Below are 13,122 nucleotides of genomic sequence, written 5' to 3'. Positions count from 1 at the left end.
GGTCGGGCCTACCCCGCGGGCCGACGGCGAGGTACCGCCGGGCGGTAAGGCGAGACGGTCGGATCGCCGGGGATGCTGAACCGCCACGGGAACTCCTCGCCACCACCGGACCCCGAGACACCGGTCCGCGGGCCGGTGATCACAGCGGTCGGCGGCTCGCCCGGCAGCAGCTCGAACGCCGTCTCGAGCGGATCGCCCGACTCCGAGAGCTGGACGCCGAGCGCCTTCGCGAGACGAGCGGGCCCTCGGGCGATGTCCCCATGCCGGACCGGGCCACGGCGGAGCAGGGCCAGCTCCTCCCCCAGCACGACCTCGCCCGCGCGGAGCAGCACGGCCGACGCGACCCCCGTCGGGGAACAGACGATGTTGACGCAGGTGTGCATCCCGTAGGTGAAGGAGGCGTAGACCGAGCCGGGCGCACCGAACATCGGCGCCGTCCGCGGAGTCGGGCCGCGATGGGCGTGCGAGCCCGGATCCTCGCCGGTGCCCAGGTATGCCTCCACCTCCGTCAGCCGCACACCGACCACCCCCTCCCGCGTGCGGTGCAGGAGGACCCGACCGAGCAGTTCCGGAGCGACCTCAAGAGCCGAACGCGAGAGATTCGGAAGAGACACGCCTAGAAGAAGCTCTGGCCCGACACCAGCGTAATCACGATCACGGCGACGATGACGACGGCGGCGACGATCACCAGGGTCCGCTGCTGCCAGGGAGGAAGCGGCGGACGGCCGTCATCGCCCGATGCGCCGCGGAGCGTCACGAGCGCTCCCCGCGGAGTGAGCCACGGACGACCCGCACGCGCTCGGTCAGCTGGGCGAGCTGCTCCGCAACCCGGTCGGGAGCCGTACCGCCGACTCCGTCGCGGCTCGCGACCGACCCCTCGATACTGAGCACCGAGCGGACATCGGGGGTGAGCAGCGGGGAGACCGAGGCGAGAGCGTCGTCGTCCAGGTCCTCAAGTCCGAGCCCGCGCGACTCCGCCAGCTTGACCAGCTCGCCGGTGATCTCGTGCGCATCGCGGAAGGGCACGTGCTTTTTCACCAGCCACTCGGCGACGTCGGTCGCGAGCGAGAAGCCCTGCGGCGCCAACTCCGCCATCCGATCGGTGTGGAAGGTGAGGGTCGCGATCATGCCGCTGAAGGCGGGCAGCAGGACCTCGAGGGTCGTCACCGAGTCGAAGACCGGCTCCTTGTCCTCCTGCAGGTCGCGGTTGTAGGCCAGCGGCAGTGCCTTGAGGGTTGCGAGCAGTCCGGTGAGGTTGCCGAGCAGCCGGCCGGATTTGCCGCGGGCGAGCTCAGCGATGTCGGGGTTCTTCTTCTGCGGCATGATCGAGGACCCGGTCGAGTAGCCGTCGTCGAGGGTGACGAACGCGAACTCGCGCGTGTTCCAGAGGATGATCTCCTCCGCGATCCGCGAGACGTCGATCCCGATCATCGCGCTCACGAACGCGAACTCGGCGACCAGGTCGCGGCTGGCGGTACCGTCGATCGAGTTGGGCACGCTCGCTGCGAAGCCGAGATCGCGGGCGACCGCCTCGGCGTCGAGGCCAAGCGTGGATCCGGCGAGTGCTCCCGATCCGTAGGGCGAAACATCGGCCCTGACTGCCCAGTCGCGCAGCCGCTCCAGATCGCGCAGTAGCGCCCAGCCGTGAGCGAGCAGATGATGCGCGAGCAGCACCGGCTGAGCGTGCTGGAGGTGCGTGCGCCCCGGCATGATCGCGGCCGGATGCGCCGAGGCCTGCGCAGCGAGCGCGTCGATGAGTTGCACCACCAACTCCGCGACGACTGCGGCGTGGTCGCGGAGGTACATCCGCACAAAGGTCGCGATCTGGTCGTTGCGCGAGCGGCCAGCGCGCAGCTTGCCACCGAGTTCGGCGCCGGCCTCGAGCATCAGCCCGCGCTCAAGGGCGCCGTGCACGTCCTCATCGGACTCGTCGGCCGTGAAGCTCCCCTCGGCGACGGCTGCATCGAGCCGGTCGAGGGCGCTCAGCATCGCGGGGAGTTCGGCGTCATCGAGGTAGCCCGCCGCGGCCAGGGCGCGGGCGTGGGCGCGGGAGCCGGCCAGGTCGTAGGGGGCGAGCTGCCAGTCGAAGTGCGTCGACTTCGAGAGCGCAGCAAGTTCGGGCGAGGGACCGCCGGCGAATCGGCCGCCCCAGAGCGCTCCGGCCTCGCCCGCGCGGGCGGAGGGTCGTTCCGTCATGGTTCTCCTCGGTTCGGCTGTCGAGTCTACTGAGCGGCGTCGGGGGCGCCCGCGCGCTCCAGGAGCCACACGAGCAAGGCCTTCTGCGCGTGCAGGCGGTTCTCCGCCTCGTCCCAGATCACACTCTGCGGGCCGTCGATCACGTCCGCGGTCACCTCGTAGCCACGATCCGCGGGCAGGCAGTGCAGGAACAGGGCGTCGGGAGCCGCGAGGGCCATCGTTCCCGCATCGACGCGGTAGGCACCGAAGGTGGCGACCCGCGCGGCCTTCTCGTCTTCCTTGCCCATCGAGACCCAGGTGTCGGTGATCACGATGTCGGAGCCCGAAGCGCCCTCGGCCGGGTCGGTCGTGGTGATCGCCGACCCGCCTGTGGTCGCGGCGATGCGCTGCGCATCGGCGAGGACCGTCGGGACGGGGGCGTAGGACTCCGGGGAGACGATGCGCACGTGCATCCCGGCCGTCGCTCCCGCGAGGAGGTAGGAGTGCGCCATGTTGCTCGCGCCGTCGCCGAAGAAAGTGAGGGTGAGACCCGCCAGGCGCCCGCGATGCTCGCGGATGGTCAGCAGATCGGCGAGCAGCTGGCACGGGTGGAACTCGTCCGAAAGCGCGTTGACCACGGGCACGCGGGTGCCACGCGCCATCTGCTCCAAACCGGACTGGGCGTAGGTGCGCCACACGATCGCGGCGACCTGGCGCTCCAGGACGCGCGCGGTGTCCGACGCGGTCTCCTTGCCGCCGAGCTGGCTGCTCGCGGTCGAGATGATCAGCGGGCTGCCACCGAGGTCGGCGATGCCAACGGCGAAGGAGACGCGGGTGCGCGTGGAGGACTTATCGAAGATCACCGCGACGGTCTGTGGTCCGGCGAGGGGCTTGTGGGCGAAGCGGTCGCGCTTGATGTCGAGGGCGAGATCGAGGATCTCGGCCTGCTCGGCGGGAGTGATGTCGTCGTCGCGGAGGAAGTGGCGGGTCACAGTGCTGGTCGCTTTCGGTGGAGGTACGGGGTCAGAGGGTCTGCAGGGCGCGGCCGAGGCGCTCGGTGAACTCAACGACGTCGGCGGCGGTCACCACGAGCGGCGGCGCGAGCCGGATGCTCGAGTCGTTCGCGGCGTTCACGATCAGGCCTGCGTCGAGGCAGGCGGCGGCGAGCTCGGCGGCGACCGGCCGGGTCAGCGCGATGCCGAGGAGCAGGCCGGCTCCGCGGACCCCCGCGATCAGCGGCGAGTCGAGCGCGGACAGCGACTCGACGATCTGCGCGCCGCGCTCCCGGGCGTTGCCGAGCAGGTCGGCGCGCTCGATCTCGGCGAGCACGGCGCCGGCCACCGCGGTCGCCAGCGGATTACCGCCGAAGGTGCTGCCGTGCTGGCCCTTCTGCAGGAGGGAGGACGCCTCGCCGAAGGTCACCAGGGCCCCGATGGGGAATCCGCCGCCGAGCCCCTTCGCCAGGGTGATCGCATCGGGGAGGATCCCCGCCTCCTGGTAGGCGAACCAGCGCCCGGTCCGCCCGACGCCGGTCTGGATCTCGTCGACGATGAGCAGGGCGCCGTGCTCGCGGGTGAGCTCGCGCGCACGCTGCAGGTAGCCGACCGGAAGCGGGATAACGCCTGCCTCCCCCTGGATCGGCTCGACGATCAGCGCGGCGACCGACTCATCGAGCGCGGCCTCCAGGGCCTCGATGCTCGCCTCGAGGTGCTCGACGCCGCCGGGCATCGGCTCGAACGGTGCCCGCATCGCGGCCTTCCCGGTGAGGGCGAGCGAGCCCATCGTCCGGCCGTGGAACGCGTTCTGCAGGGCGAGGATGCGGTGCCGCCCGCCGGCCGCGGTGAGCCGCGCCAGCTTGAAGGCCGCCTCGTTCGCCTCGGTGCCGGAGTTGACGAACGAGACGCGGCCCGCGTCTCCGGCCCCGGTCAGGCGGCGCAGGGTCTCGGCCAGCTCGATCTGCGGGGCGGTCGCGAAGTAGTTCGAGACGTGGGCGAGTGCACCCGCCTGACGGGACACGGCCTCGACGAAGACGGGGTGCGCGTGGCCGAGCGAGTTGACGGCGATGCCGCCGAGGAAATCGAGGTACTCGCGGCCGTCGACATCCCAGACCCGACACCCCTCCCCTCGCTCGAGCACGGCGAGCGGGGGCGCGAAGGTCTGCATCATCGCGCTCGAGTAGCGCTGACGGGCGGCCTCGGTGCGGGACGCGGTCGTGGAGATGGACATGGAAGCCTTTCGATCGGAGCGGTCCGGCCACGAGGGCCGACGGTGCGCCCGCCCGGGACGGGACGGACGCTCGGAGCCGGGGCCGCTGAGGATCAGCGGCCCGACCTTCGCTCCCGGTCGCGGGGATCGAGCGAAGCGACAACCTCGGTGCCGATGCCCTCCGAGGTGAACACCTCGAGCAGGATCGAGTGCGAGATGCGGCCGTCGATGATCGCAGCCTTGGGCACTCCGCCGCGCACGGCGTCGAGGCAGGCGGTCATCTTGGGGATCATGCCCGACTCGAGCGAGGGCAGCAGGGCCGCGAGGTCGTCCGAGCTGATGTGCGAGACGAGCGACTCGCGATCGGGCCAGTCGGCGTACAGACCGGCCACGTCGGTGAGGACGACGAGCTTCTCGGCGCCGAGTGCGACCGCCAACGCGGCGGCAGCGGCATCGGCATTGACGTTGAGGGACTGGGTCGGATCGTCGGAGTCGGGGGCGATCGAGGACACGACCGGAATCCGCCCGGCCTCCACCTGCGCGAGCACGGCGGCAGGGTCCACGGCGATCACGTCGCCGACCAGGCCGAGGTCGTGCTCCTCACCGTCGATGACAACCCCCCGGCGGCGCCCGACGAACAGGCCCGCGTCCTCGCCCGAGATGCCGGCCGCCAGCGGACCGTGCTCGTTGATTCGGCGGACGATGTCGCGGCTGATGCTGCCGGTGAGCACCATCCGCACCACCTCCATCGCCTCCGGGCTCGTGACGCGGTAGCCGCCGCGGAACTCGCTGGCGATGCCGAGCCGGTCCAGCATCCGCGAGATCTGCGGACCGCCGCCGTGCACAACGACGGGGCGGATCCCGGCGTAACGCAGGTAGACCATGTCCTGCGCGAAGGAGCGCTGCAGCTCCTCCGACACCATCGCATTGCCGCCGAACTTGATCACCATCGTGCGGCCATGGAAGCTCTGCAGCCAGGGCAGCGCCTCGATCAGCGTCGCGGCCTTGGCGGGTGCGGCGTCGCGCTCGGCGCGTCTCCTCGCCGTGGTGGGGGTGTCCTCGCTCACGGCCGCCTCAGCTCGAGTACGCGGAGTTCTCGTGCACGTAGTCGTGCGTGAGGTCGTTGGTCCAGATCGTGGCGGTCGCGTCTCCGGCGTGCAGGTCGATGTCGACCGAGACCTGCCGAGGGGCGAGGTCGACCAGGTCACGACTCTCGTGCGGCTCGCCCGCGCGGCAGACCGGCACACCGTTCATCGCGACGTCGATGCCGTACGGGTCGAACTGCGCATCGGTCGTGCCGACGGCGGCGAGGACCCGACCCCAGTTGGGGTCGTTGCCGAAGATCGCGGCCTTGAAGAGGTTGCTCCGCGAGACGGCACGGGCGACCACCAGGGCCTCGTCCTCGGTCGCGGCGTTCAGCACGCGGATCGCGACGTCGTGGGCGGCGCCCTCCGCGTCGGCCTGCAGTTGCAGGGTGAGGTCGCGACAGAGGTCGGTCAGCGCCGCGGTGAACTCGTCCGGATCGGCCGCTCTCCCGCTCGCTCCGCTCGCGAGCAGCGCCACCGTGTCGTTGGTCGACATGCAGCCATCGGAGTCGAGCCGGTCGAAGGTGACTCGGGTCGCGGCGCGCAGGGCGGAGTCGAGAGCGGCGGAGTCGAGCGCCACATCGGTCGTGATCACCACCAGCATCGTGGCCAGTCCCGGCGCGAGCATCCCCGCGCCCTTGGCCATCCCGCCGATGCTCCAGCCGTGCTCGGAGCGCACGACCGCCTGCTTCGGGACCGTGTCGGTGGTCATGATCGCCCGAGCGGCGGACTCCCCCGCGTCCGCGCCCTCGGCGAGCTCGGCCGAGGCGTCGGCCACCCCCGCGGTGAGCTTTCCGAGATCGAGCTGGTCGCCGATCAGCCCCGTGGAGCAGACGAGCACGTCGGCGGCAGAGACCTCGAGACTGTCGCCCACGAGCTCCGCCGTGCGGTGGGTGACCTGGAAGCCCTGCGCACCGGTGTAGCAGTTGGCCCCACCGGAGTTGAGGACGATCGCCGAGACGACGCCGTCGCGCATCACCTGCTCGCTCCAGAGGACCGGGTTCGCCTTGCAGCGGTTGCTCGTGAAGACGGCGGCCGCGCTCTGCAGCGGGCCGAGGTTCTGCACGAGGGCGACATCGCGCGCACCGGTCGATTTCAGCCCCGCGACGACGCCGGCCGCGCGGAACCCTGCTGCTGCGGTGACGCTCACGGCGCGACTCCGTTCACGCTCAGCCCGAGGGACTCGGGGAGCCCCAGGGCGATGTTGCTCGATTGGACGGCCGCGCCCGCGGTGCCCTTGACCAGGTTGTCGATGGCCGAGACCACCACGACGCGGCGCGCGCGCTCATCGACCGCGAGGCCGATCAGCGCCGTGTTCGCGCCGACCACGTCGGCGGTCCGCGGGAATGACCCCTCGGGAAGCAACTGCACGAAGGTCTCGTCGCCGTAGGCGGTCTCCCACGCGGCTCGGACATCCTGCGCGGAGACGCCGGGGGCGAGGCGCGCGGTCGAGGTCGCCAGGATGCCCCGGGACATCGGCACGAGGACCGGGGTGAACGAGATCGAGACCGGACCGGCTCCGGCGAGGAGGAGGTTCTGCCGGATCTCGGGGTTGTGGCGGTGCGCACCGCCGAGGCCGTAGGCGTGCGCGGAGCCGAGCAGCTCGCTGGCCAGGAGGTCCGTGCGCAGGCTCTTGCCCGCTCCGGAGGGGCCGACGGCCAGCACCGAGACAAGGTCGGACGGCTCGATCACGCCGGCATGCAGTCCTGGGGCCAGGCCGAGCGTGATCGCCGTGACGTTGCAGCCGGGGACGGCGATGCGCCGAACTCCGGCGAGCGCCTCGCGCTGCTTGCGCCCGCCACCGCCGATCAGCAGCTCGGGGAGGCCGTAGGGCCAGGCTCCGGCGAAGTCACCGCCGTAGTAGTCGGCCCAGTCCTGCGGGTCGGTCAGCCGGTGGTCGGCCCCGCAGTCCACGACGAGGACGCCCTCGGGAAGGGTCGCGGTGATCTCGCCGGACTTCCCGTGCGGGAGGGCGAGGAAGACGACGTCGTGACCGGCGAGGTTCTCGGTAGTCGTGTCGACGAGGACGAGGTCGCGGAGCGAGCGCAGATGCGGATGCACCGCGGACAGTGGCTGCCCCGCGTTGGCGTGCGCGGTGACGGTGCGCACCTCGAACTCGAGGTGATCGGCGAGCAGACGCAGCAGCTCGCCGCCCGCGTAGCCGCTCGCACCGGCCACCGCCACGGAGAAACTCATGCCCGAGAGCCTAGCCGGTGCGGGCGCGGGGCCCCGCCCGGTGACGCCGGTCGGGACTCCGCCATCACTCGCGCAGGCGAGCGCCGAAACGCTCCGCCGCTACCGCCACGCCACTCTCCTTCGCCACCGTCGCTTCGGCCGCGGTGAGCGTGCGATCCGGCGCGCGGAAGCGCAACGCGAAGGTCAGCGACTTCGTGCCCTCGGCGAGCCCGGTTCCGCGGTAGTCGTCGACCAACCGGATCGCCTCGAGCAGCTCCCCTGCGCCCTCGATGATGGCGGCGCGCACGTCGGCGGCAGCGGTGTCGATCGGCACGACGAGCGAGAGATCCTGGGTCGCGGCGGGAAGCGCCCCGACCGGTCGGGCCACGACGACCGTCCCGGCTCGAGCGATCAGCGGCTCGAGGTCCAGCTCGACCACGGCGACACGGCGCGGCAGGTCCAGCTCCTCGGCCAGCGCCGGCAGCAGCTCCCCCGCGTGGCCGATGACCGCCCCGTCGAGGACGACCTCGGCGGTGCGTCCGGGGTGCAGCGCCGCGTGAGCGCCCTGGCGAAGGACCAGCTCGGTTCCGGTCGCTGCCGCTACCTTGCGGACCACGTCGAGTGCATCCCGCCAGTCGACGTCACGGCCGACGACTCCGGGCTGACGCATGACGGCGGCGCCAGTGAGCAGCGCCGCGAGGTGGCGCGGCTGGGGTGGGATACCCGCGTTCAGTTCCGCCTCCACCTCGGCGGAGGGGCGGGCGCCGCCGACCGGCAACGCCGCCGAGCCGAACGGGCGTCCGGCCGCCGGGAGGAACACGGGGCCGAGCTCGTAGACGGCTAGGTCGACCAGGCCGCGTGAGCGATTGCGGGCCGCGACCTGCACGAGGCCCGGCAGGAGCGAGATCCGCAGCTGGGCGGCGGTCGCGTCGAGCGGATTCGCGAGGGTGATCTGCTCCTGCGGCTCTCCGCTGGCCGATCCGAATCGGTCGTTCATCGAGCGCGACAGGAAGGGAGAGGAGAGGACCTCGGTCAGCCCCGCTGCGGCGAGCGCCTGGGCGAGGGTGCGGCGCAGGCGCTGGCCCGGGGTGAGACCCCGTCCCGGAGGCGCGACCGGGAGGACTGCGGGGATCCGGTCGTACCCGGTGATGCGGGCGACCTCCTCCGCGAGCGTGGCGCGGTCGGTCAGGTCCGGGCGCCAGCTCGGCGGCGTGACCACGAATCCGGAGCCGCCGACCTCGACCGACGCGCCGATCTCGACGAGAGCGCCGCGGATCTCCTCCGGCGTGTACCGCACACCGATCAGCCCGGCGATATAGCCGTCGGGTAGCTCAACGGGCTCGGCCCTGCGCGGGTCGGCGAGGACCGAGCCGAGCTCGTCCACGGTACCCCCGGCGAGCTCCACCAGGAGCTGCACCGCGCGGGCGGCAGCGACGGACGCGACCTGCGGGTCGACGCCGCGCTCGAAGCGCCGCGACGCCTCGCTCGGCAGCTTGTGCCGACGGGCCGTTCGCGCCACCGACACCGGGTCGAAATTCGCGGCCTCGATCAGGACATCGGAGGTGGAGACCGAGATCTCGGTGCGCGCGCCCCCCATCACCCCGGCGAGGCCGATCGCGCCGCCCTCGTCAGCGATCACGAGGTCTTCCGCGTGCAGACGGCGCACCTGCCCGTCGAGCGTCTCGAGGGTCTCGCCGGATGCGGCGCGACGCACGACGATGCCGCCCTTGAGGGTCGCCAGGTCGTAGCCGTGCAGCGGCTGGCCCAGCTCGAACATCACGTAGTTGGTGATGTCGACCACGAGCGAGATCGAGCGCACTCCCGCAAGGCGCAGTCGCGCGAGCATCCACGGTGGGGTCGGACGCGAGGTGTCGATCCCGCGGACGACGCGCGTCACGAACACGCAGGCGCCCGTGCGTCCGCGGATCGGCGCCTCGTCGGCGACCGTCACCGGGAAGACGGGAGCGGCATCCGGGCGCTCCTGCGACGGGACCGCGTGCGCCGGGTCGCGGAAGACGGCTCCGGTGGCGTGCGCGTACTCGCGAGCGATGCCGCGAATGGAGAAGGCGTAGCCGCGGTCGGGCGTCACATTGACCTCGACCGCCGCGTCGTCGAGTCCGAGGAGCGCGATCGCATCGGCGCCCGGCTCCGGGTCGAGCCCGAGGGAGGCGAGCCGGAGGATGCCGTCGTGCTCCTCGCCGAGGCCGAGCTCGCGGCTCGAGGCGATCATCCCGTCGGACACGTGGCCGTAGGTCTTCCGAGCCGAGATCGGGAACGGACCGGGCAGGACCGCGCCCGGGAGCGAGACGACGACCTTGTCGCCGGCCGCGAAGTTGTGCGCGCCGCAGACGATACCGCGGACGTCCTCACCGCCGTCGGCCGCCCGCTGTCCCTCCGGCGCCACGCGCACGTGGCACCAGTTGATCGTCTTACCGTTCTTCTGGGGCTCGGGAGCGAGGTCGAGCACCTCGCCGACGACGACGGGACCGGTCACCTCGAAGCGGTGGACGTCCTCCTCCTCCAGACCGACCGATACCAGGGCCGCGTGCACGGACTCCGTCGTGACGTCGTGCTCGAGGTCGACGTACTCCCCCAGCCAGCTCAGCGGAACGCGCATCAGATCACCATCCCGTACTGCTCGCTGAAGCGGACGTCGCCCTCGACCATGTCGCGCATGTCTTTCACGTCATTGCGGAACATCAGGGTCCGCTCGATTCCCATTCCGAAGGCGAATCCGGAGTACTCCTCCGGGTCGATGCCGGCGGAGCGCAGCACGTTCGGATTGACCATGCCGCAGCCGCCCCACTCGATCCAGCGCGCACCGCCGACGAAGGTGGGGTGCCAGATGTCGAGCTCAGCGCTGGGCTCGGTGAAGGGGAAGTAGTTGGGGCGCAGGCGGATGCGGGCGTCGTCGCCGAAGAGGATGCGGGCGACGTGCTCAAGGGTGCCGCGCAGGTGCGCCATCGTCAGGCCGCGGTCGACGGCAAGGCCCTCGAACTGGGTGAAGACGGGAGTGTGCGTCGCATCCAGCTCATCGGTGCGGTAGACCCGGCCGGGAGCAATGATGTAGAGCGGCAGGGGGCGCTCGAGCATCGAGCGGATCTGCACCGGCGAGGTGTGCGTGCGCAGCACCAGGTGCGTGTCGACGGGATCGACGAAAAAGGTGTCCTGCATGGCGCGAGCCGGGTGATCCTCGTCGAAGTTCAGGGCGTCGAAGTTGAACCACTCGTTCTCGAGCTCCGGGCCCTCGGCGATCTCCCAGCCCATCCCGACGAAGACGTCGGCGATGGACTCCTGGAGCAACGAGAGCGGATGGCGGGCACCTCGGCGCGTGAAGCTCGCACCGGCGGTGACGTCGACGCGCTCGGCCTCGAGTGCGGCCGCGTTCTCGGCCTCGACCAGCTCCGCCTCGCGGGTGGTGTAGGCGTCTCCCACCTGCTTCCGGGCTCCGCCGACGAGCTTGCCGGAGGCGGCCTTGTGCTCGGGTGGGACGGAGCGCATCTGCGCGTTGAGGCGGGCAAGGGTCGAGCCCTCGCCGAGGTGGGCTGCTCGGGCGGACTTCAGCGCTGTGGAGTCGCTTGCCGCGCCGATGGCGGAGAGGGCGGCGGCGACCGCGGCGGAGACGGCCTCATCGGTGATCGGATTACTCTCTGACACGATCCCCCAGTGTAGGCGAGCCCCTCCGCCCCCTCCCGCCGCCGGCCCGCACCCCGCCTCGCCCCCAATGGCGTGCACCCCCCACCAGATACGCCGAGCGATCGCCGGACCCCCGAGGCGAACGGGGGAATCGCGTGCTAGCGATTCCCTCTCGCCGAACGCAGGACGCTCTACGGGACCCCGCCACCTGGAGAAGCCAACCGCGGTGAGGATCGCCCTACGGGCGATCCTCACCATTCACTCCTGCACAGCGATCAGCTGTGTATCCGTCTGGGCGCGGGCTGCCGGGTGTCCCCCGACCGTCCGGCTACCGCGCGCCCCGCGGCCTCCGCTCTTCGTGCGGATCTCTATCCACTTCGCGAGCCCCGAGAGAAGGAGACAGATGCTGATGTAGATGGCACCGATCACGATAGCGGCGGGGATGATCGGACTGTCCAGGCTCGACTGGTTGCCGAGGTAGCGGGCGTAGTAAAGCAGTTCGTTGTAGGTGATGATCGAGCCAAGTGCCGTGTCCTTGAGGGCGACGACGAGCTGCGCAATGATCACCGGCAGCATCGAGCGGATCGCCTGCGGGAACAGGATCAGCCGCATCACGCCGGCCTTGCGCAGGCCGATCGCGTAGCCCGCCTCCTTTTGTCCGCGCGGGAGGGCTTCGATGCCGGCGCGGAAGATCTCGGAGAAGACGGACCCGTTGTAGAGGGTCAGAGCGATGACGACGGCGAGGTAGGGGCTGAGCTTCAGGCCCGCGAACGGCAGGCCGTAGTACATCAGCATCATCAGGATCAGCACGGGGATCGCCCGGAACAGCTCGATGAAGAGTGTGACCGGGAGGCTGATCCACCGATGGTCCGAGAGGCGGCCGATCGCGAGGAGTAGCCCGAGCACGAGACTGGCGACGCCGGCGGTGGCGAAGGCGGCCAGGGTCTGGCCGAGCGCTGCTCCGATGCTCTGCCACACCAGCGGATAACCGAACGCCCGCCACTTCGAGGCACTGAACTGGCCGGACTCGGCGAAGCGCCAGATCACGAAGGCGAGGAGCGCCGCGATCACCAGGACGACGACGACGCCGATGACGCGATTGCGCAGGACGGCGCGGGGGCCGGGGTTGTCGAAGAGGACGGAGCTCATCGGGCGACCCTCCACGTCTTCTCGAGCTGACGTTGGACGAGCGAGAGCAGGGTGACCAGGACCACGAAGGTCAGGGCCACCCAGAGGACGACGATGAGGCTGTTCTCGCCGCGCTCGTTGAGCACGCGGACGATGGTGCCCGCCTCCGCGACCGAGAAGCCGGCGGCGACGGTGGTGTTCTTCAGCAGCGCGATCAGCACGCTCATCAGCGGTGGGATAACGGAGCGGAAGGCCTGCGGAAGGACGACCTGCGTCATCGTGAGGCCGAAGTCGAGACCGATCGCGCGGGCCGCCTCGGCCTGACCGATCGGCACGGTGTTGATGCCCGAGCGCAGAACCTCCGCGACGTAGGTCGCGGTGTACAGGCTGAGGGCGCAGATCGCGAGGTTCGTGTAGTCGACATTCGGCAGGTCGAGCTTGGGATAGCCGAATGCGAAGAAGAACATCACCAGCGTGAGCGGAGTGTTCCGGATGGTGTTCACGTAGACCGTGCCGACCGCGCGCGCGATCGGGATGGGCGAGACGCGCATCGCGCCGACCACCGTACCGATCAGCAGGGCGAATACGAGCGAGACGCTGAAGAGGATCAGGGTGTTGCCAAAAGCCGGGACGTAGACGTCTAGGTTGTTCAACAGGACATCCATGCGGCTGGCCCTTCTGTCGGAGCGGTGGGGTGGTCGAGGAGAGGGGGACCCCC

12 protein-coding genes are annotated in these 13,122 nt (G+C 70.8%); all 12 read right to left on the bottom strand.

All coding sequences use genetic code 11. The annotated features are described in order from the left end of the window. Window positions 1-8 precede the first annotated feature (8 nt). Window positions 9-614, bottom strand: coding sequence for a DNA-3-methyladenine glycosylase (locus A6122_RS05330; RefSeq protein ID WP_068252440.1), 606 nt, complete (start codon window positions 612-614; stop codon window positions 9-11). Window positions 615-616: 2 nt separating this feature from the next. After that, window positions 617-757, bottom strand: a complete 141-nt coding sequence (locus A6122_RS16425) for a hypothetical protein (protein ID WP_157593786.1) — start codon at window positions 755-757, stop codon at window positions 617-619. After that, entirely contained in the window at window positions 754-2,196 is a 1,443-nt protein-coding gene (gene argH / locus A6122_RS05325; protein WP_068252438.1) for an argininosuccinate lyase, read from the bottom strand. The genes A6122_RS16425 and argH overlap by 4 nt, the downstream gene beginning before the upstream one ends. Before the next feature lie 26 nt (window positions 2,197-2,222). Next, window positions 2,223-3,167 carry an ornithine carbamoyltransferase gene (argF, locus tag A6122_RS05320; protein WP_068252436.1) on the bottom strand — a complete coding sequence of 315 codons (945 nt, stop codon included), beginning with the start codon at window positions 3,165-3,167 and terminating at the stop codon, window positions 2,223-2,225. A gap of 31 nt (window positions 3,168-3,198) precedes the next feature. Then, entirely contained in the window at window positions 3,199-4,401 is a 1,203-nt protein-coding gene (locus A6122_RS05315) for an acetylornithine transaminase (protein ID WP_084415834.1), read from the bottom strand. Between the two features lie 92 nt (window positions 4,402-4,493). Continuing rightward, window positions 4,494-5,447 carry an acetylglutamate kinase gene (argB, locus tag A6122_RS05310; RefSeq protein WP_068252433.1) on the bottom strand — a complete coding sequence of 318 codons (954 nt, stop codon included), beginning with the start codon at window positions 5,445-5,447 and terminating at the stop codon, window positions 4,494-4,496. Window positions 5,448-5,454: 7 nt separating this feature from the next. Continuing rightward, window positions 5,455-6,615 carry a bifunctional glutamate N-acetyltransferase/amino-acid acetyltransferase ArgJ gene (gene argJ / locus A6122_RS05305; protein ID WP_068252431.1) on the bottom strand — a complete coding sequence of 387 codons (1,161 nt, stop codon included), beginning with the start codon at window positions 6,613-6,615 and terminating at the stop codon, window positions 5,455-5,457. Beyond that, window positions 6,612-7,661: an N-acetyl-gamma-glutamyl-phosphate reductase gene (argC, locus tag A6122_RS05300; RefSeq protein ID WP_068252429.1), complete on the bottom strand. Its 1,050-nt coding sequence runs from the start codon at window positions 7,659-7,661 to the stop codon at window positions 6,612-6,614. Before argC ends, argJ begins: the two co-directional genes overlap by 4 nt. Window positions 7,662-7,725: 64 nt before the next feature. Next, window positions 7,726-10,257 (bottom strand): phenylalanine--tRNA ligase subunit beta, encoded by a 2,532-nt coding sequence (gene pheT, locus A6122_RS05295; RefSeq protein ID WP_068252426.1) that lies wholly within the window; start codon window positions 10,255-10,257, stop codon window positions 7,726-7,728. Then, complete coding sequence (pheS, locus tag A6122_RS05290; protein ID WP_068252423.1) at window positions 10,257-11,297, bottom strand: phenylalanine--tRNA ligase subunit alpha; 1,041 nt, start codon at window positions 11,295-11,297, stop codon at window positions 10,257-10,259. Before pheS ends, pheT begins: the two co-directional genes overlap by 1 nt. Window positions 11,298-11,534: 237 nt before the next feature. After that, entirely contained in the window at window positions 11,535-12,425 is an 891-nt protein-coding gene (locus tag A6122_RS05285; RefSeq protein WP_068257100.1) for an amino acid ABC transporter permease, read from the bottom strand. Next, complete coding sequence (locus tag A6122_RS05280; RefSeq protein WP_068252421.1) at window positions 12,422-13,069, bottom strand: amino acid ABC transporter permease; 648 nt, start codon at window positions 13,067-13,069, stop codon at window positions 12,422-12,424. The genes A6122_RS05285 and A6122_RS05280 overlap by 4 nt, the downstream gene beginning before the upstream one ends. Window positions 13,070-13,122 lie beyond the last annotated feature (53 nt).

Origin of the sequence: Rathayibacter tritici (assembly GCF_001641005.1) — a bacterium.
In the GTDB taxonomy this organism is placed as follows: domain Bacteria; phylum Actinomycetota; class Actinomycetes; order Actinomycetales; family Microbacteriaceae; genus Rathayibacter; species Rathayibacter tritici.
Note: the sequence above shows the minus strand (reverse complement) of the source record. Positions and strands in the feature narration are given on the sequence as shown.

Bases quoted from the DNA above. Each gene is read 5' to 3' on its own strand.
- A6122_RS05285 (WP_068257100.1), bottom strand. From the start codon at position 12,425: ATGAGCTCCGTCCTCTTCGACAACCCCGGCCCCCGCGCCGTCCTGCGC.
- A6122_RS05280 (WP_068252421.1), bottom strand. From the start codon at position 13,069: ATGGATGTCCTGTTGAACAACCTAGACGTCTACGTCCCGGCTTTTGGC.
- argH (WP_068252438.1), bottom strand. From the start codon at position 2,196: ATGACGGAACGACCCTCCGCCCGCGCGGGCGAGGCCGGAGCGCTCTGG.
- A6122_RS05315 (WP_084415834.1), bottom strand. From the start codon at position 4,401: ATGTCCATCTCCACGACCGCGTCCCGCACCGAGGCCGCCCGTCAGCGC.
- argC (WP_068252429.1), bottom strand. From the start codon at position 7,661: ATGAGTTTCTCCGTGGCGGTGGCCGGTGCGAGCGGCTACGCGGGCGGC.
- pheT (WP_068252426.1), bottom strand. From the start codon at position 10,257: ATGCGCGTTCCGCTGAGCTGGCTGGGGGAGTACGTCGACCTCGAGCAC.